24 protein-coding genes and 1 pseudogene are annotated in these 23728 nt (G+C 52.5%); 6 read left to right on the top strand and 19 right to left on the bottom strand.

Going from position 1 to position 23728, the window contains the following annotated elements:
* Window positions 1-48: 48 nt before the first annotated feature.
* The 3 genes from PGRAT_RS12185 to PGRAT_RS12175 form a co-directional block, all read right to left on the bottom strand.
* On the bottom strand, window positions 49-624 hold the full coding sequence (locus tag PGRAT_RS12185; RefSeq protein ID WP_025705968.1) for a DUF4256 domain-containing protein: 576 nt from the start codon (window positions 622-624) through the stop codon (window positions 49-51).
* A 43-nt stretch (window positions 625-667) separates the two neighbouring features.
* Complete coding sequence (locus PGRAT_RS12180; protein WP_025705967.1) at window positions 668-1363, bottom strand: Crp/Fnr family transcriptional regulator; 696 nt, start codon at window positions 1361-1363, stop codon at window positions 668-670.
* A gap of 121 nt (window positions 1364-1484) precedes the next feature.
* Window positions 1485-3020, bottom strand: coding sequence for a DUF4153 domain-containing protein (locus PGRAT_RS12175; protein ID WP_025705966.1), 1536 nt, complete (start codon window positions 3018-3020; stop codon window positions 1485-1487).
* Window positions 3021-3134: 114 nt separating this feature from the next.
* Here PGRAT_RS12175 and PGRAT_RS12170 point away from each other — a divergent pair, with 114 nt between their 5' ends.
* A complete protein-coding gene (locus PGRAT_RS12170; RefSeq protein WP_025705965.1) occupies window positions 3135-4805 on the top strand; it encodes an ABC transporter substrate-binding protein in 1671 nt (556 codons plus the stop codon).
* A gap of 100 nt (window positions 4806-4905) precedes the next feature.
* Here PGRAT_RS12170 and PGRAT_RS12165 read toward each other — a convergent pair whose 3' ends face one another.
* A complete protein-coding gene (locus tag PGRAT_RS12165) occupies window positions 4906-5397 on the bottom strand; it encodes a DinB family protein (protein ID WP_025705964.1) in 492 nt (163 codons plus the stop codon).
* Between the two features lie 129 nt (window positions 5398-5526).
* Window positions 5527-6123 (bottom strand): hypothetical protein, encoded by a 597-nt coding sequence (locus PGRAT_RS12160; RefSeq protein ID WP_156124063.1) that lies wholly within the window; start codon window positions 6121-6123, stop codon window positions 5527-5529.
* Window positions 6124-6531: 408 nt separating this feature from the next.
* On the opposite strand from PGRAT_RS12160, the gene PGRAT_RS12155 reads away from it, so the two are divergent.
* From PGRAT_RS12155 to PGRAT_RS12145, 3 genes are all read left to right on the top strand, one after another.
* Window positions 6532-7347, top strand: coding sequence for an ABC transporter ATP-binding protein (locus PGRAT_RS12155; RefSeq protein WP_025705962.1), 816 nt, complete (start codon window positions 6532-6534; stop codon window positions 7345-7347).
* A 165-nt stretch (window positions 7348-7512) separates the two neighbouring features.
* Window positions 7513-8343 (top strand): ABC transporter permease, encoded by an 831-nt coding sequence (locus tag PGRAT_RS12150; RefSeq protein WP_025705961.1) that lies wholly within the window; start codon window positions 7513-7515, stop codon window positions 8341-8343.
* A complete protein-coding gene (locus PGRAT_RS12145) occupies window positions 8340-9143 on the top strand; it encodes an ABC transporter permease (protein ID WP_155990408.1) in 804 nt (267 codons plus the stop codon). Before PGRAT_RS12150 ends, PGRAT_RS12145 begins: the two co-directional genes overlap by 4 nt.
* A gap of 82 nt (window positions 9144-9225) precedes the next feature.
* Here the strand turns inward: PGRAT_RS12145 and PGRAT_RS12140 are convergent, their stop codons facing one another.
* The 4 genes from PGRAT_RS12140 to PGRAT_RS12125 form a co-directional block, all read right to left on the bottom strand.
* Entirely contained in the window at window positions 9226-9669 is a 444-nt protein-coding gene (locus PGRAT_RS12140; protein ID WP_025705959.1) for a GNAT family N-acetyltransferase, read from the bottom strand.
* Window positions 9670-9819: 150 nt separating this feature from the next.
* Entirely contained in the window at window positions 9820-10368 is a 549-nt protein-coding gene (locus PGRAT_RS12135; protein WP_025705958.1) for an AAA family ATPase, read from the bottom strand.
* Between the two features lie 139 nt (window positions 10369-10507).
* The gene (locus tag PGRAT_RS12130) at window positions 10508-11917 is read right to left on the bottom strand and encodes an NAD-dependent malic enzyme (RefSeq protein ID WP_025705957.1); all 1410 of its coding nucleotides are present in this window, start codon (window positions 11915-11917) and stop codon (window positions 10508-10510) included.
* 180 nt (window positions 11918-12097) lie between these two features.
* On the bottom strand, window positions 12098-12694 hold the full coding sequence (locus PGRAT_RS12125; protein WP_025705956.1) for a TetR/AcrR family transcriptional regulator: 597 nt from the start codon (window positions 12692-12694) through the stop codon (window positions 12098-12100).
* Window positions 12695-12815: 121 nt separating this feature from the next.
* Between PGRAT_RS12125 and PGRAT_RS12120 the strand changes: the two genes are divergently transcribed.
* Window positions 12816-13808, top strand: a complete 993-nt coding sequence (locus tag PGRAT_RS12120; RefSeq protein ID WP_042266657.1) for an acrylyl-CoA reductase family protein — start codon at window positions 12816-12818, stop codon at window positions 13806-13808.
* Window positions 13809-14002: 194 nt separating this feature from the next.
* On the opposite strand, the gene PGRAT_RS12115 is transcribed toward PGRAT_RS12120, so the two are convergent.
* The 8 genes and pseudogenes from PGRAT_RS12115 to PGRAT_RS12080 form a co-directional block, all read right to left on the bottom strand.
* Window positions 14003-14740, bottom strand: a complete 738-nt coding sequence (locus PGRAT_RS12115) for a cupin domain-containing protein (protein ID WP_081758903.1) — start codon at window positions 14738-14740, stop codon at window positions 14003-14005.
* 98 nt (window positions 14741-14838) lie between these two features.
* The gene (locus PGRAT_RS12110; RefSeq protein WP_025707174.1) at window positions 14839-16434 is read right to left on the bottom strand and encodes a sensor domain-containing diguanylate cyclase; all 1596 of its coding nucleotides are present in this window, start codon (window positions 16432-16434) and stop codon (window positions 14839-14841) included.
* A gap of 404 nt (window positions 16435-16838) precedes the next feature.
* Window positions 16839-17351: pseudogene (locus PGRAT_RS12105) on the bottom strand (SDR family NAD(P)-dependent oxidoreductase); the annotation flags it as partial.
* 70 nt (window positions 17352-17421) lie between these two features.
* Window positions 17422-18126, bottom strand: coding sequence for an HAD family hydrolase (locus PGRAT_RS12100; protein WP_025707173.1), 705 nt, complete (start codon window positions 18124-18126; stop codon window positions 17422-17424).
* Between the two features lie 27 nt (window positions 18127-18153).
* On the bottom strand, window positions 18154-19779 hold the full coding sequence (locus PGRAT_RS12095; RefSeq protein ID WP_042266653.1) for a glycoside hydrolase family 9 protein: 1626 nt from the start codon (window positions 19777-19779) through the stop codon (window positions 18154-18156).
* A gap of 57 nt (window positions 19780-19836) precedes the next feature.
* Window positions 19837-20574, bottom strand: a complete 738-nt coding sequence (locus tag PGRAT_RS12090; RefSeq protein ID WP_025706848.1) for a GTP pyrophosphokinase — start codon at window positions 20572-20574, stop codon at window positions 19837-19839.
* A 144-nt stretch (window positions 20575-20718) separates the two neighbouring features.
* Complete coding sequence (locus PGRAT_RS12085; RefSeq protein WP_025706846.1) at window positions 20719-21750, bottom strand: HD-GYP domain-containing protein; 1032 nt, start codon at window positions 21748-21750, stop codon at window positions 20719-20721.
* Window positions 21751-21879: 129 nt separating this feature from the next.
* Window positions 21880-22344, bottom strand: coding sequence for a hypothetical protein (locus tag PGRAT_RS12080; RefSeq protein ID WP_025706845.1), 465 nt, complete (start codon window positions 22342-22344; stop codon window positions 21880-21882).
* A gap of 138 nt (window positions 22345-22482) precedes the next feature.
* Here PGRAT_RS12080 and PGRAT_RS12075 point away from each other — a divergent pair, with 138 nt between their 5' ends.
* Window positions 22483-22785, top strand: coding sequence for a Dabb family protein (locus PGRAT_RS12075; RefSeq protein ID WP_025706844.1), 303 nt, complete (start codon window positions 22483-22485; stop codon window positions 22783-22785).
* On the opposite strand, the gene lepB is transcribed toward PGRAT_RS12075, so the two are convergent.
* On the bottom strand, window positions 22782-23279 hold the full coding sequence (lepB, locus tag PGRAT_RS12070; protein WP_025706843.1) for a signal peptidase I: 498 nt from the start codon (window positions 23277-23279) through the stop codon (window positions 22782-22784). The two genes, PGRAT_RS12075 and lepB, sit on opposite strands and share 4 nt — an antisense overlap.
* 29 nt (window positions 23280-23308) lie before the next feature.
* On the bottom strand, window positions 23309-23710 hold the full coding sequence (locus PGRAT_RS12065; protein WP_162165089.1) for a DUF4265 domain-containing protein: 402 nt from the start codon (window positions 23708-23710) through the stop codon (window positions 23309-23311).
* Window positions 23711-23728 lie beyond the last annotated feature (18 nt).

Here is a 23728-nt window from a genome sequence, read left to right as displayed (position 1 = left end):
AAAAAGGCCCTTCCGGCGGGAAAGCGCCGGTCGGGCTCGCCAGATATTCTAGACCCTTAGAGAGCCGCGGAACCCTCTGGCACCATAATAGGATTCTGCTCCATTGTGGTACATAAAGACCGTGTCATAACGGCGATCGCAAAACACGGCTCCGCCGAGTTTTCTAATGCTCTCGGGTGTTTCCACCCAGCTGGACGTCTTCAAATCGAATTTTCCAAGCTTCTGCATCTCCCGGTATTGCGCTTCTGTTAAAAGCTCAATGCCCATGGCAGCCGCCATTTCTATCGCGTTATTTTGCGGCTTATGTTCTTTGCGCGACTCCAGCGCTTCACGGTCGTAGCAAATACTTCTGCGGCCTTTCGGACTTTCCGCTGAACAATCGTAAAAAATATATCCGTCCGTCTCATGGTCATGGCCAACAACATCCGGTTCACCGCCAGTCCTTTCCATTTCATAAAGCGACCATAGCTTTTCCGGCTGAGCTTCAAGCTTTGCTTGTACATTAGCCCAATCAAGGCCTTGATGGCGGTTCATGTTTTTCTCAAAACGGGCTTTCAAAGTTTCAAGCAGACCCTCACGTTGTTCCGGAGACAAATTAAAATGGTGGTTTGAACTGGTTGACATGCTTATTCTCTCCTTTCAAATATGCCAAAGCTGGCGGTTTTGACTATTCATACAGATTGCCGTTCGCCAATTGAGCCAGCTTGTCCCGGTCCAGCACGCTCAGGCTTCCCTTCCTGCGTTCAATGATGCCTTCCTCCACAAAACGGCGCACGATCCGGTTGAGATGCCGGTAGCTGGTCCCAAGCATATCTGCCGTCTCGGTGAGTGTAGACGTGCGGATTTCTTCCACGCGCTGGCCGCCGCTGTCGGCAAACAGCGATAACAGATAGCTGGCAAAGCGGTTTTCCAGCGGATAGAGCAAATTAAGGGCCGTAGTCTGGCCCAGCGTATACATTTTGTGGCTCAGCTCACCGACCAGAAAACGCAGCAGCGCCGTATTTTGCTCAAATTCCCTCAGCACCAGCTCTCTTCCGGCAGCCAGCAGCAGGCTCTCCCCCACCGAGACCACTTCATTTTTGACCGAATATTGGCGCAGCAGCTCCACATCTCCAATCACCGACATCGGCCGGGCAAAACGGACCAGCAGCGATTTTCCGTTAGGCAGCAGCGTATGAATCTTAAGCCGGCCCTCTACCAGTAAAAACATATGCTCCAGCCGGTCACCCACCGAGCAGATGGCCTCTCCGTCACTGTAGCGCCGCAGCTCCATTCCGGCAATTGCCCCGCTGCTGAAGATCTCCTTCAGACCCTTTTCCCCGGCCAAAGCACTTACCTTTTCCCGGTCTGCAATCCACTGCACAGGCAGCTCCCTCCCACCTTTGGTCACGAATGAACTAAATGTAACACAGTATGCACGGCGCAGCCAACTCCCCTGCAATCGGTCAGTCCTCCCGTTCCAAATCCGCCACAGTTGAAGGTTTTTATTCGGCAAAATAATGCTCCAGCGCCCGCTCCGCACGGGCCTTAGCCACATTGAAAGATGGCCATGTCCGCGCGGCCTGCGTCCGGTTTTCCCATTTTTCGCGCAGGACCGCATCCAGCTTGCCGTTTTCCTGCTTGCTGAAGCCGATCAGCAGCGGCGTAACGTCCGGTGACAGCCTGGATAAATAACTGCTGTCGAGAATGCCGCTTGTCTCATAGCGCTGGATATTTTGTTTTGCGATAATGTGATCCATGCCAATATAGTTTATCAACACGTAGGAAAACAGCCCCAGAGCCAGACAGCACGGAGCAAGCGGAAACTGTACCCGGCTGATCCGCACCGCCGCCAGCACCAGCAGCAGTCCGAGAAAAATCATAAACGCATGCACCAGAAACCGGATATACGTATAGCCGTAAGCCTCCTCATACAGGGCCAGCCGGGAATAGGCGGAATAGAGCATAATCACAGAACAGAGCACCAGGATGTAGAGCAGGATATTTACGATTCTGCGCAGCCGGGCTGCGGCCGGGCCAGTCGAATGCAGGGACAGCAGCAGCAGAACGAAATTGATCGAAGTCACCAGAATCAGCTCAAAGAACCCGCTGCGCGCATAATCGGCATAGGTGCTGCCCTCCGGCAGAATACCACCCCAGGCACCGAAAAGGTAAGAGAATTGCAAGCTTACGAACAGCACGTATACCGTATTGATGACGGTCAGAATGGTTGTGAGGATCACCGGGTCTACTTTCAGCGTCAAAGGTCCGGGAAGCAGCTCATTGAGCGATGCTGCCGAAGATCCCTCCTCCATGTTCAGCTCCGGCTTCGGGTTCCACACATACACCTTGTGATCGACAAAGCCCCAGAGAAGGCCAAACATACCTGTCCCCAGCAGGAGAACCCACAGCAGACGCGCAAACCCTTCACCAAAGGAGAGCCGTTCCAGCAGCTGCGGAATCCCCGCCAGCAGTTCATGGAACACACCGTCCGCCGAGGAGAGCAGTGATGTTACAATCAGCAGCAGCGGCAAAGAGATTCCCAGCCCGATCAGCACTTTGACCACCACTTGCTTCCTTTCGTCCTGCAGCTTCGCCCCGCCGAAAATTCTGCGGATGATCCGTGGAGCTGTCCCCCAGTGCCGCAGGCTCTGGGCAAAAAAATGCTCCGCCGCCGCCCCGATCAACAGGGGACCGCGCAAGGACGGCAGCTTATAGCTAAGCATGTAGGTCATATGTAATAGAATCAGCGCCGGAATGACCAGCAGGTTCAGCCCAAAGAAAAACCAGTTCGCGAACAGCGCATAAGTCAAGGAGAGCAGCACAATCGCCCCCAGCCAGATATAGCTGACAACAGCAGGCTTGCGCAGCTTGTCTTTGGCAAAGTGGAGCACAAACACATAAAACAAACATACAAAAAGCGGATAGGAAACTCCCGGCATTTTACCGTAAAACAAATACTGGTTCAAGACTGCGAGCAGAAAAGCCGCCCCCAGGGCCTGAAGAGCCCGCTCCGGTTTCGGTACCGTTTGATCTTCCATGGTAAATACCTCCATCTTCTTACTTTCTTATCCTGATTCTAGCTGATAAAATAAGAAGAAAAAGAGAAAGAAAAAAGGGTTTGTTTCCTATTTTAATGAAGGAGAGCCGGACGCATGAAGCTGCACAGCCAATTTTTGAAGCTCCACTCCCATCATGGAGGGCCGGCGGAAATCCAGGTTACTCTAGATGAGCTGGCGTACACCCTGGGCTGCACCCACCGCAATGCCCTGCATATTATCAATAAAATGGCCGGACTGGCCTGGATCGCCTGGACCCCCAGCCGGGGCCGGGGCAAACGCTCGAAGCTGACGTTCCTCGCGGATGCCGAGGAGATCGCCCTGGAGTCCATGAAGCAGGCAATCAGCGGCAAGGACATCGGCAGCGCCATCGAGGGCATTCGGGGACATGCCCGCTCCTCCTCTCTTCAGAATACGCTGCAGGGGTGGCTGCTGGCCTATTTCGGGCATCATTCCGAAATCCGCAGCAACAAGCAGATTGATACGCTGCGGCTTCCGGTTAACCAGAAGCTGCATACCTTTGACCCGCTGTATATGAATCTGCTGGCTGAATCCTTTGTTTCCAGCCATGTTTTTGACGGGCTGGTAGGGCGAAGCAGCGAACGGGGCCTTGTTCCCGGCCTGGCCCACGCCTGGGATGTGGATAGCAGCCGCACCGAATGGACGTTTCATCTGCGCAAGGAGGTTCTGTTCCACCACGGAAAAGTGCTGTCCGCCGAGGATGTAGTCTATTCACTGCAGCGGCTGATGCAGACCTCGCAGCGGACGCTGTACAGTTCCATTTTCAAGGAAATCACCGGGGTGGAAGCCTTGAATTCAACCACGGTGCGCATCGTTCTGCGGAAGCCGAATGAGCTGTTTCTTCCGTTCCTGTGCACCAGCCGGGCGGCAATTGTTCCGCGTGATATGGAATCGGGGCCGGAGAGTGCCTTTGGCCGGAGGCCGGCCGGCACCGGACCCTTCAAGCTGGTGGAGATGAGCGAGGAGCTATGCGTGCTTGAGGTTTTCCCTTATTACTTTCAGGGACGGGCCCACTTGGACCGTGTGGAAATTCTACATGTTCCTTTCGGCATAGAGCAGGCGCAGCCGGATACGGTTTCTGCCTTTCATGTCATCCCGAATCCGACGTCTGCGGATGCCTCCTCCTGGAGCCGGATTCATTCCGAGTCCTATGTGCGCAAGTTTGTCACCTGCAACACGAAAAAAAACGGACCGTTGAGCGATCCGCTGCTCCGCGCAGACCTTCTGTCCTGTCTGAATGAAGCGGCATCGCCTTCTGCTCCCGGTACTCCAGAGATGCAGCCGATTCCCCTTCAGATCGCTACTATTCCACAATATCTGGGGGATGCCGAGCATATTGCCTCGCGGCTGGTGCAGCACGGCTATGCCTGCAGCGTTCTATCCGTCTCACCGGAGGAATTCAAAGGCCCGGTGCGGCTGCAATCCGACCTCATCGTCTTCTCCCTGCTCCGGGATCAGGACGAGGAGCTGCGGCTGTTCGATCTGTATCAGACGCTGGCACAGCATGTGGAGCCCGGCATCCGGGCTGACATTGAAGGTACGCTGAACCTCATCTCGCGGGAGCCCGATCCCGGAGCGAGAGCCGAAGGCTTCAAGCAGATTGAGGATAAGCTGACGCAGGATCATCAGCTGCATATTCTGTACGAAAAGCCGGTCCAGACCGCTTATCTGCCTTCCGTGCGCGGTGTAACCTTCAACAGCCAGGGCTGGGTGGATCTGCGGCATTTGTGGTTTCCGCGCGTGTAGAGCGCTCCTTTTTGAAAAAAGCTCCGGCGGAAATTCCGCCGGAGCTGCTTTGTATACCTTTTGAGATAAAGTGCCGGCTGCAGCCAGCTTGTAGATAACGTTACGCCCTGCCAGGCAGACTGTCCATAAGCCCCTTGCCAATTACATTGGCGGAAGGCGGCTGCTTGCCGGCTTCTCTGGCCCATACCGAGAGCTGCCCGATATGATGAATTTCGTGGGCAATCACATGTCGCATAATCTCGCCCCAGGCATAGGTTACCACGGATCCATCCTTTTTTGTGTCGGCAAAAGTCTTCCGCTCCAGACCCTCGTTCCAGCCCAGTACAAAGGACTCCACCTCCGGCCGGAAGCGCGCATCCAGCTCCCTTACCTTCTCCAGGCTGCTGAACCCGGCAAAATCCTCCTGAAAATCAGGTTTGCCCTGCATCACCATAATCCAGCTCCACTCCACATCGGCAATATGAAACAGAGTCTTCAGAATTCCGCCAACCCCGCCAATACGCGGCTTCAGCAGCTCCTCCTCCGGCAAATCTTCACACCACTTATACCACTCTTCTCGAACCATCCAGTTATAGCGAAAAAACGTCTGCATGCAACCCCTCCAATGTAATGTTGTCCGCACTAAAATCATTAACCAATTGAGTCCTTAGTAAGATTCAAAAACAAAAATCATAAGTAAGATTCATAAGCCAATGTTAAGTAAATTACACTTGTAACCAGTTTAACACACGAAGCGGAAGCCATTGTATGGAAAAAACCACTTATAGCTAACTTTACGTCTTCCGCTGTGCCCCCGCTGCTGCTCTCTATTGCCACATGGCCTATCTGCGCCGAGATCAAAGGTATTTCTACCTCTCATTTCGCCATATGGCCTATCTGCGCCGAAATCTAAGGTATTTCTACCTCTCATTTCCCAACATGGCCTGCCCACGCCGAAATCTACGGTATTTCTACCTCTCATTTCCCCATATGGCCTGCCCACGCCGAAATCTGAGGTATTTCTACCTCTCATTTCGCCATATGGCCTATCTGCGCCGAAATCTAAGGTATTTCTACCTCTCATTTCCCCATATGGCCTGCCCACGTCGAAATCTAAGGTACTTCTACCTCTCATTTCGCCATATGGCCTGCCCACGCCGAGATCAAAGGTATTTCTACCTCTCATTTCCCCATATGGCCTGCCCACGTCGAAATCTAAGGTACTTCTACCTCTCATTTCGCCATATGGCCTATCTACGCCGAGATCAGAGGTATTTCTACCTCTCATTTCGCCACATGGCCTATCTGCGCCGAAATCAAAGGTATTTCTACCTCTCATTTCGCCAGAGCCTGCGGCATAGCGTGTTGGAGTGTGCCCAGCGCTCCCTGCCCAATCGTCCGACTCTCCGCACTGCACATATCCTACCTGCCCCAATGCAGCACAGATTGACCTCCCATCTGACAGAAAAAAGGTGATATAAACGCAAAAATGCCGGTGAAAAATTCACCGGTAACTAAAGACAATTTTTGAAACACATATGTAAAAAAAACTATGGTTTACTTGCGTTAACTATAAAATTAATATAGCACGGAAATGTCAAGATAGCAAGCATTTTTATGAAAAATGGAGCAATTTCATGTGATATCCCCTCCTGTACGGCTTGATTGGACCAACGGACGAATGAATGCCATTTTATCTCAGCGGCCCGTGAATGTTATGATCTTCTGCACGAAGGAGGTGCACTAAATGCAAATTGTACTCAAGGATATCCGTAAAACCTTTAAGGTGTATAAACGGCCTGAAGGAAGATGGGGGCTGCTGAGAGGGGCTTTTATGCGCAATGTGGCGCAAGTGGAAGCGCTGGCTGGAATCGGCTTTGAGATTGCGGAAGGCGAGCTTGTCGGATACATCGGGCCCAACGGTGCGGGCAAATCTACTACGGTCAAGGTGATGAGCGGCATCCTCACACCCGACAACGGCGAATGCACCATTATGGGCAGCGTTCCTTGGAAGAACCGAGTGGAGCATGTCTCCAAGATCGGCGTCGTGTTCGGGCAGCGGTCCCAGCTGTGGTGGGATGTGCCGGTGGCGGACTCTTTTGACGTGCTGAAGGATATTTACGCCATAAGAGCCGGGGATTATAAAACAAGACTTGCGGAGTTAACGGAGACCCTTGGTGTGGAAGCGCTCTTAAAAACACCTGTCAGACAGCTGTCACTGGGGCAGCGGATGCGCTGCGAGCTGGTAGCCGCCCTTCTGCACCGGCCCGCGATCCTCTTCCTGGATGAGCCGACCATCGGACTCGATGCGGTATCCAAGCTCGCCCTGCGCACCTTTTTGAAAGAGGAAAACCGCAAATACGGGGTAACCATGGTTTTGACCACCCATGATATGGACGACATTGAAGCGCTCTGCGAGCGGGTGATGGTCATCGGGCATGGACAGCTGCTGTATGACGGACGGCTTGGCGGCCTGCAAGAGAAATATGCTCCCGAGGTAATTACGAAGGTAAATACGGATGCTATGATTGCTGCCATGTATAATGACCTGTCACTGGTTTAAGCGGATGCTCACAAAACTTAAGTATATGCTTCCGAAGCTAGTTTTGTTCGAAGCAGGTTCAATGAGGCAATATGCTCACAAAACTTAAGTATATGCTTTCGAAGCGAGTTTTGTACGAAGCAGGTTCAATGAGGCAATGCTAACAAAACTTTTAGGAGGTGTGAAATGAATTTCCGAAGTACCTGCAGGGCTTGCAGCTCCCTTTTCCGCATACGAATGGCTGAAGGACTGCAATACCGCGCTTCCGCCATATCCGGCGTGTTCGTCAGCGTCTTCTGGGGCCTTATTGAGTGCGTCCTGTTCACCGTGTTCTATACATACAGCGATAACGGGGCCTGGAATAACAACGGGCTTGCCTTATCGCAAACCATATCCTATGTGTGGCTGGCCCAAGGGCTGTTTGTGCTGCAAACGATGAGCATTGACAGTGAGATTATGAGCAAAATCAACAACGGCGATGTCGGAGTCGAGCTGTGCCGCCCCCTGAATCTGTACACACACTGGTTCGTCAAAAGCTCGGCAGGCAAGCTGGGAACCTCATGGCTCCGCAGCCTTGCCACAATCCTGACCGGTTTTCTGATGCCTGCGGGCTACGCACTCGGTGCTCCGGCTTCCGTTCTTGGCTTTGCCTGTTTTCTGCTGTCTGCCGTGATGGCCTTTGTGCTGTGCTCCTCTTTTGCCATGTTCGTGACGGCGATACGGTTAAATATCACCTGGGGCGACGGGCCTACTTATATGCTGCTGCTGTTCAGCGGAATCCTGTCGGGCACTTATCTTCCGCTCCGTCTCTGGCCTGACTTCATGCAGACCTTTCTCTATCTCCAGCCGTTTGGCGGGTTTGCGGATATCCCGGTTCAGCTGTATGTCGGCAGTCTAACGCCATCCGCTGCACTGCCTGCCATTGGCCTGCAGTTCTTTTGGAGTGCAGTCTTTATCGCTTCCGGACGAACCATCATGGACCATAAACTCAAAAGCATTATCGTACAAGGAGGGTGAAGAGAAGGATGATCGCTGAAGGCAAAATCTATTACAAATACTTACAGATGCACCTCCTGTCAGGCATGGAATACAAAGGCTGGTGGCTGATGCTGATCCAGGTGCTTGTTGTGGTCATCTCAGACCCGATTGCGACTGTGCTGCTTTTCTCCCGCTTCGGCAACATCGGAGAATGGACGGTCGCCCATATTATCCTGGTCTATGCGCTGGCGGTGGCTTCCTTTGGGCTGGCGGAGAGCCTGTGCCGCGGCTTTGATTATTTCCCGTGGCAGATGCTGCGCTCCGGCGATTTCGACAGGCTGCTCCTGCGCCCCCGTTCCCTGTTCGTCCAAGTAGCGGCGTCCAGATTCCATCTGCACCGTCTGGTCCGGCCCGTTACGGGAATCTGTGCAGCAGGCTGGGCGCTCTCAGAGCTCGGCGTTTCCCTTACTCCGGGGAAGATCGCTATTCTCGCCATGGCGCTGGCAGGAGGGTGCATCATGTACTGCGGCGTATTCGTGCTTACCTCGGGACTTGCGTTCTTTACCATCAAAGGCCTGGACTGGATCTATCTCCTGACCAATGCCAGCTACCAGATCACCCGCTGCCCCGAACCTTACATGCCGAGAGCGCTAAAAAGCATGTTTAGCTTTGTGCTGCCCATGCTTTTTATCAGCTTCTACCCTGCGGCCACAGTATGCGGCTGGGGTTATCCGCAGTGGCTGGGCTACCTCTCCCTTCCTGCCGGAGCGGCATTCCTGTGCTTTTCGCTGCTGGTCTGGCGGTTTGGGGTCAGGCATTATAAGAGTACGGGGAGCTGATCTTTCGATAGTGGGATGTCGACCTCATCGCAGAAATGTAGGGCCACAGTAGTAGAAGGAGTGTAAGGACCGCAAGTTGCCTCTAGTGCGAGCTCAGATGCTTGCGGTACCCCTCCACCTTTTCTTCCCGGTAGCCCATCGCCTCATAAAAAATATGCGCTTCCTTCCGCTTCTCACCGGAGACGAACATGATGTAATAGCAGTCTCTTTCGTGAGCGATGGCCTCCAGGGCGGCTATAAGCTTTTTGCCGAGGCCCTGGCGCCGTGAGCGGGAAGAAACGACCACATTTTCAATGACCATAAACGGACGGCACTCGCCCACAAGATCCTGGCACACAATACCCATCATTGACCCCAGCAGCTCCCCGTCAACAAAAGCGCCTAACAGTATGTACCGGCTGTCTGCCTGAATTGAGCGAAATGCAGCCTCGAGCTTCTGCGGTTTTGTAGGATGACCGGTCAGTTCATCGTAGAGCTTGTTCAATGCGTCCAGTGATCCGTACTCAATTTCCTTAATAGTGACCATATGTAGTTATCCCGCTTCCTGTTGGTTTATTGGATTATTCCTTTTCATAGATATATAGCTGCCCATTTTGCGGATGAATCATCCGTCTGCCCTTGAAGCCCCTTCGGCGCAGTTCACGTTCCAGCAGCCAGCTGCTGCTTTTTTCAAGTCTTAACGCCGTAAAGCTTCAGCATCATACTCCCGCAGTACAGCCTCGACCCGCGCATCCACTGTCAAATCTTCTTCCAATCTTAGCACAGGACACTGTAACCGTGACATCCATTCCTCATGCAGCACCCGGCTTCTGACTTCCGGTCCCGCCGTATCATATAAAGCCGCCCACTCCATAAAAGTCTGCACCTCTTGGAACATGCTGCCGCCAGGCAGACTGTCCGCACCATACCGCTCATATTCCCTCTTTCTCAGGCGTTCAAGCCGGATTTCCGGGGGAATCCACAGAAATACCACCAGATCAAAACGCGGGCGCAGCCCGTCGCCCCACCCGCAGACCGCTCCCGACAATATGTAGGGCTCTTGCTGGTCCAGATCAGACCCGATCGCGCGCAGCCGTTCTGTGATCTGTGTCTGTTGTGTATATTTGTGCTCCCAGAAATAATCGTCGCTGTCCAAATGGACATGCGGCAAATGTTCAGCCAAAGCCCGCCCCAGGGTGCTGGTTCCCGCTCCCGAAGCTCCCATGATATGAATTCTGCTGTACATGTACCCTCCTATGGATAAGTAAATTTCAGCTAAGTGTGTAACATATGATGCATATATTAAAAAAAAGATACAGCGGCACTTCTCACTGTACCCTTTTGCCGGCAAATTATGATGCGTAAAAACCCGCAGTTAACCTGTCTTACTCCGAAATGTCAGGCGGAAGCCTGCGTGCCATACCTGTTGCGATAGCGGCCCGGATAACCGCCTCCCGTACCCCTTCAACCACTTTCTCATTAAAAATACTCGGGATGATATACTGCTCATTGAGCTCGTCCGGATGAACCACCGAAGCAATCGCCTGAGCCGCAGCCAGCTTCATTTCCAGATTCACCACCTTGGCCCTGCAGTCCAGCGCCCCGCGGAAAATCCCCGGAAAACAAAGCACATTATTGATCTGATTCGGATAATCGCTTCTTCCGGTTGCTACCACCCGGGCATAAGACTCGGCCAGCTCCGGTTCGATCTCGGGAATCGGGTTCGCCATGGCAAACACGATGTTATCCTCCGCCATACTTTTCAGATGATCCACGCTCAGGATGCCTCCACTGGATACCCCGATGAACACATCCGCCCCTTGCATCGCCTCCGTCAGCCCTCCGGTCAGCCCCTCGGGATTCGTGGCTTCGGCAAGCCAGCTCCACTCGGCATTGTCATACGTCTGGCCCTTGTGCAGAATGCCCGCCCGGTCCACCGCATACAAGCTCCGTGCCCCCGCCGCCAGCAGCAGACGGCAGATCGAAACGCCCGCTGCCCCGATGCCAACCACGACAATCCGGCAATCCTCTACTCTTTTCCCGACCACCTTCAGCGCATTCAAAAGACCGGCCAAAGCTACAACTGCCGTCCCATGCTGATCGTCATGAAACACGGGAATATCTAATTCAGCTGACAGCCGCCGTTCAATCTCGAAGCAGCGCGGAGAGCTGATGTCCTCCAGGTTAATTCCGCCAAACCCGGCAGTAACCGCTTTCACAACGCGGATAATTTCTTCCGGATCTTTGGTATCCAGGCATAACGGAAAAGCATCGATATCCGCCAACTGCTTGAACAGCATCGCCTTCCCCTCCATCACCGGCATCGCCGCTTCCGGTCCGATATCGCCCAGCCCCAGCACTGCTGTACCGTCAGTGACGACAGCTACTGTATTTCTTTTCATCGTAAGGGAATAGGCTCTGCCCGGGTCCTCGGCAATCGCCATGCAGACACGCGCCACCCCCGGTGTATAGACCAGTGAGAGGTCTTCCCGGTTCTTGATCGGCATCTTGGGGGTAATCTCAATTTTGCCGCCGATATGGGCGAGAAAGGTCCGGTCCGATATATTGATGACCTTAATCCCCGGCATGTCCGTAAGCACCGTGATAATCTCTTCATTCGCAGCATCCTGCACATTGACCGTAATATCCCGTGTAGTCACATCCTTGCCTGCCCGAATCACGTCAATGGCCACGATATCGCCACCGACCGCAGCAAGTCTCGACGCCACATCTCCAAAGGTCGCAACTGACTTGCGGATTTCCAGCCGGATAATCATCGTTGTCGCAATCGACATAGAGCTAGCCTCCTTTTTCTGACCAATCTATGTCCAATATACTACAGTTCACATTTTATACATAATATTTTCTGCTTGCAGCAACCTAAATGAATACCACTAATTGCAGTTTCACTTAAACTTACCGTCCCGGCAGTGCTTTGCACGCTCCATGTATGCAGAAGACCCAATCAAAGCTTTTTACACCCTCAGCACCTTCATCACCGCCTCATAGCACGATTCCTTATATGCAGCATGCAGCTCGTCGTCGTCTTTCATCAGCCACTGGATCAGACAGCCGTCAATAATCGCACGGATAACAGGGGCTGTAGTGTCCGGGATTAGTGCCTTGGCAAAAATCCCTTCCTTCTGGCCCAGTGTCAGCACCTCCGTGCTGATCCGTGCGCAGTTGTCATAGAAACGCTGATTAATCTCCCGGTACACCGGAATCCGGCTGGCTCTGGCCAGGAAATCCAGATATACACGGTAAAAGGAACGGTTCTTCGCAGGTCCGGGGAATGCGGAATCAATGTAAGCCTTAAGCTTGCCTGCTGCTGTCGGCTGCTCCTGCACCGCTGCCTGCTCTTTGGCGGATATTTTCGCAGTCAGCCATTCCAGCAGCTCCACCAGGACCGCTTCCTTGCTGCCAAAATAATAATGCACGACCCCCTTGCTGACTTCGGCATGGTCGGCGATCGTCTGGAGGGTCACAGAATCGTAGCCAAGCTCAGACAACGCCTGAAAGGCGGCAAAAAGGATCTGCTTGCGTTTCTCTTCCGATTTCTTGTAGCGTACCATAGCAACCTCCGCGAATAAGGGAATACTGTACATTATATCATAGAGAATAAAAAGTTGACCGGTCAGAATAAATAATATATAACTGACTTACATTACAGCTCGTCAAAAGGAGAGACCTTGCATGACAGAAACCTTTCAAGCTTTGGTTGTCGATAAAGGGGAGAGCTTTTCCGTGGCGGTACAGCCGCTTTCGCTTGAGAAACTGCCTGCCGGAGAAGTGTTGATTCGTGTTGCTTATTCCAGTGTGAACTATAAAGACGGACTCGCGAGTATCCCGAACGGGAATATCGTACGGAATTATCCGTTTATTCCAGGTGTTGATTTGTCGGGAACGGTCGTTTCTTCCGCAGACCCGCGATTCCAGGAAGGACAAGCGGTCATTGCCACCGGCTACGGTATCGGCGTCTCCCATTACGGCGGCTTCAGCGAGTATGCGCGCATCCCTGCCGGATGGGTCATGCCGCTGCCGGCGGGCCTTACCCTGCGGGAAGCGATGATCTATGGTACAGCCGGGTATACCGCGGCCATGTCCATCCAGGCATTGGAGGCTCACGGTGCTGCCCCGGATAAGGGCAAAGTGCTGGTCACCGGCGCAACCGGCGGGGTTGGCGGATCGGCGGTAGCCATGCTTGCCAAGAAAGGCTACCAAGTTACAGCGAGTACAGGCAGAGCAGACGCAGCAGACTACTTGAAGGCGCTGGGAGCCGCTGAGATCATTTCGCGTGAACAGGTCAGCGGAGGGTCCGGCAAGCCGCTCGACAAGCAGCTGTGGCAGGCGGCGGTTGATTCAGTAGGCGGCACTCCGCTGGCAGCAGTGCTCAGCTCAATCGCTTACGGCGGCTCAGTTGCCGCCAGCGGCTTAACCGCCGGAACAGCGGTACCGGCGTCTGTTCTGCCCTTTATCTTGCGCGGTGTCAATCTGCTGGGAATTGATTCTGTCGCTTGTCCGATGGAAGAGCGCATTCAGATTTGGGAACGGATGGCCTCTGATCTGAAGCCTGAGCGGCTGGACGCGCTTGTGGACCGCGAGATCACTTTAACCGGGCTGCCTGCTGCACTGGAGGATATCCTTCAATCCAACACACGGGGCCGCATATTAGTCCGCTTGTCTTAACAACGAAGCCACCCGCAGGGAGCAATCTGCGGGTGGCTTCTCCCTTCTATTACCCGGAACAGTTGACGATAGACCAAGAGCAGCAGCCCCTCCCGTAAGATACCATAAATGCATCGGGCACAGTAAAAACCCGTCCATTTGACGGGTCCCGGGGAGGCACAAAAGTCTGCCGGCTGTTCAGTTAGAGCTTAGGTTCACACATTCCCGGCCGGGTCCACCGCTGTCTGCAGGCCCGGATAAGGCTGAACATAAGGCTGGTCGTGGTACTGCTGGACATAGGGCTGGCCGTAATAGCCGTGCATCGGCGCAGGCTGATAACCAAAGGGCTGAAGCGATTGCGGAACCAGCGGATAAGTATACGGAGCCATATTGTTGGCATGAGCCGCATTAGCTTCCTCGGTTGTGCCGGGTTCGCAGCAGTCTGCAGGCGGGCCAATGAAGGTGCCCGGCTTCACCGGCGCCAGTGTGTCCTTCACTTTGGCTTCATTGAGACAGTAGGTGTGGGCCAGTACATTTGCCGGAGTAAGCGTCAGGAGATCAGAGCCCAGAATGACCTCTGGAACAGGGGCGTTGAAGATGGCCAGCAGATGGGTACAATCGGATGTAGCCACTTCATAGTGCCACCAGCCCTGCGGCACATTGGCCACCTGGCCTGGTGTAACGGGAAAATGCAGCAGCTCGTTCGTAAACGGATTGATCAGCGAGACGACTGCAGCCCCGGAGATACAATAGATGAGTTCAGCGGCATTCTGGTGGTAATGCGGTTCCACCACGTTTGAGCGGCTGAGAAAAATATCAAGGAGAGATGTATTCTCCAGTGTATTAAGCTCTTTGATCGACAGGGTATTGATATAATTACAATCATCCTTCTTAAACGTTGTGTTTGAATTCACATCAAAGCTAAATTGTGCAGTGGGTGATTTGTAATCCATGTATGAAGTCACCTGGACGCCTTCCTTTCCGCAGATCCGTTTTTTATCGTTCCTGCGTTAGAATATGTATCCGCCCAGGCCCAGGTGAATTATTATTTTTACTCATCTGCTATAACTGTCCGGTTCCTGCCCCTGCCTTTGGCCGAATACATTGCACGGTCCGCCTGCTGCAGCAGCTCCTCCAGAGTATTGCCATGGCTCGGATAATGAGCAATTCCCTGGGAGGAAGTCACTTTAACCGCCAGAGGAACTTCAGAGGCTTCCAGCGTTTTGCGGATTCGTTCCGCAACGGTATAGGCATCCGAAGGCTTGGTTCGCGGAAGAAGCACAACGAACTCCTCTCCGCCATAACGGCAGCAGACATCCCCTGGACGTATGCTCATTTTCAATATGCCTGCAACCTGCTTCAGAACCTCGTCTCCTGCCAGGTGGCCGTAGGTGTCATTTACAAATTTGAATTTATCAACATCCAGCACAATCACAGAGAACGAAAACTGCGCGGCAATCCACTGATTCATTGTGAGCTCAAGGGATCTGCGGTTGGCCAGACCCGTCAGAATATCCGTCATGGCTGCCTGGGTGAGCTGGTCTGTATGCTTCTGGATATTACTCCAGGCTATGGTGACCGCTTTGGTCAAAAGGTCCGCCTCCCGGTTCCAGTGCGGCTTCAGTTCAGGCAGCTCTGCTTTTCCCTTGCCCACTCTGCTCATCAGATCAGCAAGCATAACAAAAGGCTGGGCTAATTGATGGGCCAGGAGAACAGCAAGAAGCAGCAGAACCGCAAAGGGAATCAACGTATAAGCAAGAGTGGTACGGATTTGGCTCCATAGCTCCTTCTGAATGAAGCTCACAGGGGAAACTACTACAATTCCCCATCCATTGGCCTGAACACTGGAATAGCCGGCCAGCAGCTGTACACCTCTTAGGTTCAACGCCTCTCTCTGCCCGCTGTTGCCTTTCATCAATTCCCGGACCACTTCATTGCCGCTAACGTCTTCATTAATCCGTTCTTTGTCGGGATGAAACAGCAGATGCCCGCTGGAGCTGACGATATAATAATACGAACCAGAAGCATCGATATCATCCGTGTTCCCAAAAATCATATTTAGGATATTGTTATCCTGCAGGTAGATCGTGCCGCCCAGCTGCCCAAGATAATGCTTATCCGGAGCATATACCGGCTCGCTCATAAAAATGATCATTCTGCCCGTCGAAACAGCAGTGTATGGCTCAGAGAGATATGGGCTTTTAAGACCAAGCGCTTCTAGGGCCCAAGGGGACTTAATCGGCTTGCCTTCCATTCCAAGCGTTGCCGGTGAGGTATTGCGGACAATTCCATCTGCCCCTACCAAAAGAATTGAATTAAAATAAGTGCTGCTCTTGCGCATCAATTCAAGGTAATCATCCACTTCCCCGGACGGCAGCACATCGAGCCTGGACAGCTTGTCCGCACTGTATGCCATACTGCTGCGCATGGAACGGAACAGGGAATCCATTGTCCGGCTCATGCGGTCGGCATTGGCCTGATTCAAATTCAGGGTCGTTTCTATCAGCGACTTTTTTTTCGAATGATATGAAGCGGTGAGCAGGATCGTTGAAGTCAGCAGAACCACCAGTGTGACCAGACCGATCAGCAGTAGGGTAAGACTGAGTTTCTTCTGTGGTCTTTGTCCTGCTCCTCCCAGTCTGGGCATTCCTTAACCTCCTTGTAATGCTGGGCGGCAGCTGCCGACAGGTTTATCTTTGTTTAATTATACGATTGGACAACAGAGTCCACCAGCAGTTTTTTCTTCCAGATCAATGATGCAAAGGCAGATTTATTGGTAATTACAGGGCAGAATTTCAAGGGGATAAAATTACAGCCGGATTTCTCACGAGACTAAAGATTCCGGAAAAACAGATAAAAAGAGCAAACGGCGGGAAGAACTCCCAAATCCGCTTGCTCTTTTCATTCTCCCGGAATTACCAGCCGTTCCGTCCAATCATAGAGGTGGTCTAAGCAAAAAGATGGGGGTTTTGACATTTGCACCTCCGGATCGCCATGTCCAGAGTCATCGTTCCAGCAACAGGATTATGAAGTATCTATGATATTTTTACTTTAGAACACGCTGCGTACCAATCCACCATCTGCACGCAATGCCGCCCCATTGATGGCAGCAGACAGAGGACTGCTCAGAAAGGCTACAAACTCGGCAATCTCCTCGGGCCAGATCAATCTTTCAAGGATTGAGGTCGGACGGTTTTCCTTCATGAACCGTTTCTCTGCTTCCGCTGGACTGAGGTTCTCATGGGGATACAAGGTCTGCAGCATCTTTTCCACCCCTTCGGTCAAGGTAGAGCCGGGAAGTACAGTATTGACGGTCACCTTCGTTCCGCCGGTCAGCTCAGCCAAGCTTCGTGAGACGGACAGCTGCATCGTTTTGGTGGCACTGTAGTGGGCCATTTCCTGTGATGGCATTACCGCTGCCTCACTTCCGATAAAGATCACCCGTCCCGCATTCCGCCGGAGCATCCCCTGCAGATAGTGCCGGCTTAACCGGATACCGCTCAGTACATTTACCTCAAAAAATCTCAGCCATTCGCTGTCCGGGATCTCAAAGAATTGATCCGGTAATCAGCGCTGTTTGACCTTTCAGTTGCAGTTCCATGAAGAATACCTTCCCTTCTACTGTATCTTGGTATCAAGTATGTGCGGTATGAACCCCCGGCTCAAGAATCGCATAAATCTCTTCAAGATTGCCTACTGTATAATCCGGCGGCTGCCCAGCATGATTCCAGGCTGATCCCGTCCGGTTGATCCAGCAGCTGCGGATTCCCGCTCTGGCCGCTCCCAGCACATCCGAGGCCGAATCTCCTATATGCAGTATTTCCCCGGGCTGCACGCCATAGTATGCGATAACCTCTGTGAACATCCGGTTCAACCCGTCATTTTTGTAGGAGCCGTAATCTTCTGAAGTGAACAGCCTGATCGGATACTCCTTATAGAAATCCGGCAGCATCAGAGTATCCGTGTCGCTGACAATGCAGACCTGATACGCTTCAGAGATCTTCTGCAGGAAGGGCCGGGTGTCTGCATAGAGGCCGGACAGCCGATGCTCGGCAAAGAGAATATCCACAGCCTCATGACAATCAAAGCTCAGCCTATGCTCGTGGAAGACTTTCTCAAAGCCGCTGCGGTATATTTCCTGGCTGGTGCAAAAGCTCCCGGCATCACGAATGGCTGCTGCTTGCGCAAAATAATGGTTTAGCAGGGCTTGAGCCAGCTCCAAAGCCCGTGCTTCGCTAAAATCCTGCTGCAGAATCGGCTTCCAGATGCGGTTCCTCCGGCCTTCAATGTTCACCAGAGTCTGAAACATATCCAAGCTGACTACTTTGTAAGGATTCACTGGAAGTCGCTCCTTTGCAGATTTTCCTTACACATTAAACCGTGCCGTCACGAACACAGCCGGAGAGTTCCAATAGATCGTGACCTCATTCGTGGAATAGCTGAGGTCATGATCGGCAAAGCACTGCGCGGCCGGCTTGCCTTGCAGATGCCGGGCAGCATACTCATCATGCAGCCCGCGGTCGGGACCGCCGGATACCATGCCGGGCACCGGATCGGCAACACCATCCCCTACAGAGGGGCGGTGATGCGGGTGCATCACCGGACGGTCGCCGAACCCGGTCACATAGCTGATGTCCAGCACATTGCGGCCCATCAGATAATGCAGATGATCCAGCGCGCAGCCGGCATAGGCTGTGTTCCCGCTGAAATGCTCTGCCGCCAGCAGCAGCATGGCATTGTTCATCACCAGCATATTGCTGCCCCAGATATAATCCTCTTCCAGCAAGGAAATCCGGTAGCCGTCCTCCCGGCACTGCTGTACCAGGCGGTCAGCCTCAGCAAGCAACCCCTGCTTCAGCGAAGCATACAGCGCCGTCTGAGTGGCTGATTTCCCGCTCAGAAGATACGCCAGCGTGCCATAGCCGCCCATGTCCGCCCAGCCCAGGCTGTATTTCGGGAACGGCAGCTTCGCCAGCGCCTGAACCGCCTCATGATAGACTTCCATGCCAGTAGTGCGGTAGAGTTCTGCGGCTGCCCAGAACCGTTCGTCCTGATCATTCCCGTCACCGTATTCACCGGTGGTAATTCCCGGCGGATTGGTGAACCCGGGCACCCCGGGATGCTGCTCCAGCCAGGTCCAGGCGGCCTGCGCCGCCGCCAGGCATTGGCGTGCATAAGCCTGGTCGTATGGCTCATAGACTCTTGCCGCCATCGCCATCACCCCGGCAAAGTCACCCGTCGCCGCGGCCGATACCGGTGAGATGTACAGCTCCGCAGTGTCGTTCTCCGGCATCACATCAAGACCGGGGAAGTTCAATGTCGTCAGCTTGTGGTACACTCCGCCTGTACCGGCTTCCTGCATCTTGAACAGCCAGTCCAGCTCCACCTTGCACTCCAGCAGTACATCCGGCGTCCGGCCGTCGCTCTCCGGCAGCGGAACCGCAGCCTCAAAAGCTGCCGGGTACAGCTCATAGGCCAGCAGCAGATCGGCAATAGCCTTGGCGCCCGGGCCGGAGTATTTGCCGTAATCTCCGGCATCATGCCAGCCTCCGCAGCCGTCGAGGCGCTTCTCCGGTTGCCCGTGCACGATGCCTTCTGCCGTATGGCATGCACCGTGTGCCCATGGACCGGCATATTCCCCGGTCAGCTCCACGCCGCAGCGGAAATAATAAAAGGCTTTCAAAAGTCCCTGCTGCAGCTCCTGATAGGGCTTGTCTGCAATCACAAAAGAAGCGGATATTGACCCGTCGTCTCCTTCAATGTAATATCTCCCTGCGGTCCTGACTTCCGAGAAATCAGCCGCACGGGCCTTGGCACCGCTGGGCTTATCCAGCACGGCAGCGCCGGACTTCCCGGCATACACCACTTCCCCCGTCTCTTCACGGATCACCCGGAAACCCTGCCCTTCCCCATTGACAATGGCGATCTTGGCTCCTTCTGTGGAATAGCCGATTTGATTGACTGTTATGCTGCGAAGATTAGGCTTGCTCAAAGCTCATCTCTCCTCCACTTCACTGATTTTCAAAAAAATCCCGATGTATTCCCTCCTTTATTCGCCTAACAGCTTGATGAAATTCGCCGGCAGATTAAATTGCTGATTGTTGATAATAATCCGGCGGAGCTCTTCATCGGAATCGTCGCCCTGGGCATCCTTGATCTCCTTAATTTCCCGGTGCAGACGCTCCATTTGCAGATCCAGCTCATACGCCTTGTCGGCGGCATTCTTCAATTCGCGGGTCAGATGCTCAGGAACGGACTGGCTGTATTTATAAAAGATTTTGTGCTCCAGACTGGCCCAGAAATCCATGGCAATGGTGCGGATCTGCACCTCTACACAGACATGCTCCTGACAGTCGGACAAAAACACCGGCACCTCGACCAACAGATGCAGGCTCTGATAGCCATTGGGCTTAGGATTCTTGATATAATCCTTCACGCCAAGCACCTTCAGGTCATCCTGCTTCTGCAGCATGGCACTGACCTGATAAATGTCGGAAATAAAGGAGCAGGTAATCCGCAGTCCGGCGATATCCTTAATGCTGGCTTTGATCGCAGGCAGCGACAGCTCGCTGTTTTTGCGCAGCATTTTGTTCATAATGCTCTCGGGAGATTTGATCCGCGATTTCGTATGCTCGATCGGGCTGTAGTCATGGAGCATCTGGAATTCCTGCTTCAGGATTTCGATTTTGGTCTCAATTTCCTCCAGTGCAAATTTGTAAATCATCATAAAACGGGTCAAATCATATTTAAGCTGCTTGAATTTTTCGATCTGATCTTGGGTGTTCATCCTCATTTCTCCTATCTTAATCTTTCATTCATCATAGCCAATCTATTATTACAATACAAATTCACGGCATACAAAAAGGCTACCCCTATCATCCGTTATGCAACGAATAGGATAACCTTATGCCTGATCTTATGATTCTTTGATTTACATAATAATTTCTTCAACCGACAAGCTGCGCTCACGCGACAGGTCTTTGAACACATTATCGACTTTCACCAGCGGCCTGAACATATCCAGCGGGTTATTCATCACAATCGTCCCGATTTCCCCATTGGAGAGTTGCACACTTTTGCCTACAAACCCTGGCAGCAGATGTCCGGTAAGTGCTTGTACCACTGTTCCGTTCAGCTTGCCAAAGCCCATTTCATGCACCTTGCGAAGTACAGCAACTAACCCCTGCTTCGGCTGGTTCGGCCGGGAGGTGGTCAAGCCCATGTAAATATTCGCCACCGCGACAATTTCCGTGTACGGATGAATCCCGCTTTTAAGGATCTGGTTCGGATAACCTGTTCCATCCTCAAATTCATGATGCTGCAGCGCTACAAGCGCCGTCTTCTCATCCATCTTGGAACCGCGGATAATATCATAACCGAAGGTTGTATGCCGTTTTAGTTCTTCCTCTTCAGCAGGAGTCAGAATCCCGGTTTTGTTCAAGATGGACAACGGCACCTGGCTTTTGCCGATATCATGCAGATAGCCTGCACGGCTGATCTGGTAACGCTCTTCTTTGGAATAACCCATCCAGGCAGCGATATAATACGACAGCAGGCCAACCTGCAGTGAATGGTGATATGTATCAATGTCGTCACGCTCCAGCAGCAGCAGCAAAGATACGACATCTTTCTGCGCATCCAGCGTTTCCATCAGCGGCTGCAGCGTATCATCCACCATCGATTGGGTGAATGTGCCTTGGGCCAGAGCCTCCAGGAAGATCGATTCGTAATTCTGGATCGCATGGTCGAAATTGTCATTCAGACTGTGGCCAAGGCTATTGCCATCGGCATCAACTGCGGTGCGCGGCTCAATATCCACGTATTCGATCTTGTGCCGGATCAGGATGGTGATTTCCTCACGCTGAACTACCGTTCTCTTGGGAAGAACGTGCAGCCCCACACTATTGAAAGTGTCTGTCAGAAGACAGTCGCCGTGTTTAAGATCAGTGACATGAACTTTCAAGTCTCAGCACCCCTTTTTATGTATAAGCTTTATTTGATCATAGCCTAAAATCCTCCAGAGCCACAATATGGTTAAAGTCACGTTCCGGGGCCCGGACTAGGTATATTGAATCCCCGACTTAAGCCTCTTCTACATCCATTTCACAAATCTTTTGTAGGTCAGCTTGACTCTATTCTCTTCTGCCCAGCGGGACAGTTCTTTCATCGCCTGCTCACGGTCACCGATAAAACGGAAGCTCAGGCGGATGGGGACAATTCTTTTGCCTATAGGCTTAATACCCACAACCGGTCCGTCGATTTGGATCGATTGGATGCTCTGGGCAGCGATGGTTTTGCCGCGGATTTGCAGTAAACCGGCCCCCCACTTGATATCCGCTGCCGGCCGCAAGGCATTCACGATTAGATACACCAGAAGCAGCCCGCATAATACCAACCAGCCTATCATTAAATAATCCGCTGTAGAGTAAGGCCGAAACCGATTACGGGAAGCTGTGTTCAGCATCCAGGATTGCATTGCAATAAGAAAAACAAACGACAGCATGGTGCGTAAGCTGAGCGGAGTCTTGATTCTGGATACAGGTAATTGGTCCTGCATAGGACGATTCCTTTCACGAATCGGAATGATGGAGCAGTATACTTGAGCAGGTTATACAGCTATAATCTATACAAATAGAAGGATAATTTATAACGCGAGCATCTAAATTCTTATATTTCAAACCGGAGGATACGAACAATGTATGAGCATCTTGTTGTTTTTAGATTTAATGAGCAATATAAGCCCGGCACCGGAGAGCAGCTGGTACAGACGCTTCTGGCGCTAAAGGATTCCATTCCGGGGATTGTCGGGCTTACGGCAGGTATGAACGAAACGGAGGAAACAGAAAATATCAATGGCTATACGCTGGGGCTTCGCGTGACCTTCAGTGATCAGGAAGCCCTGCGCAGGTATGGACCCCATCCGGCACATCAACAATTTGTGGAGCTGCTTGAGGGCATCATTGAGAATGTCGTGGTAGTGGATTACCCTGTTTTTTAGAACAGATTATTGACATCCACCAGAACTTTGCCGACCAGCTTGTCCTTGGCTACAAAAGGAGTGTTCCACAGATGGGCGTCATAGCTCGTATTCCGGTTATCCCCCAGAAAAAAGTAGTGGTCTGCGGGGACCGTGACCGGCCCGAACGTGTAGTTCATCTTTTCCTGCAGGTACGGCTCATCGACCTTTTCGCCGTTTCTGTACAAAACTCCGTCCTTTATCTCCAGGGTATCACCCGGCAGCCCCATGAGGCGTTTGACATATCTCTTCTGCTCATCGCCAGGCACGGGCGGATGGAACACTACAATATCGCCATGCTTCAGCGAGGTCAGCCAGAGCATTTTGTCCACAACCAGCCGGTCGTTGATCTGGATCGTCGGAATCATCGAGCCGGTTGGGACCCTCATGGCTTCAGCCACATATGTACGGATAAACAAAGATAATATAATACCGATGGCTATGCTCGGCACCCACTGCTTCAGAAATTTTTTCATTTCACTGCCACCTTTCGGTCCATCTTGGATTAAATTTCAAAACGTTTCAGGATCAGCGCCATTTCGGCTTCTACGTCAACCCCGGAGTGCTTGGAAAGGTGGATCACCAGCAGCCCGCCGAAGATCTGCTCCCACCTGCCCTTATGTTCTGTTATCCGCTGTTTGAACTCATGAATTTCCCGCGAAACTGCCGCCTCTTTGCTCAGCAGCCAGGCATATCTGACATAACCCGATTTCTGCACCGTTTCCACATAATACGCAATCCCCTGCTTTTCCTCGACCCGAATAATATCCCCAAGGGCAATGCACGGATTGAAAATCGGCGTTTCTTCAATACGGTATTTGCCCTGCGCCACTGGTGTCACATCCAGAACTTCAATCTCGCGGCCGCGCTTATCAAAGCAAATATGCAGTCCTACCGTACCCGGCACGAAAAACACCTCCATTCC

Source organism: Paenibacillus graminis, from assembly GCF_000758705.1.
In the GTDB taxonomy this organism is placed as follows: Bacteria; Bacillota; Bacilli; order Paenibacillales; family Paenibacillaceae; genus Paenibacillus_AQ; species Paenibacillus_AQ graminis.
Note: the sequence above shows the minus strand (reverse complement) of the source record. Positions and strands in the feature narration are given on the sequence as shown.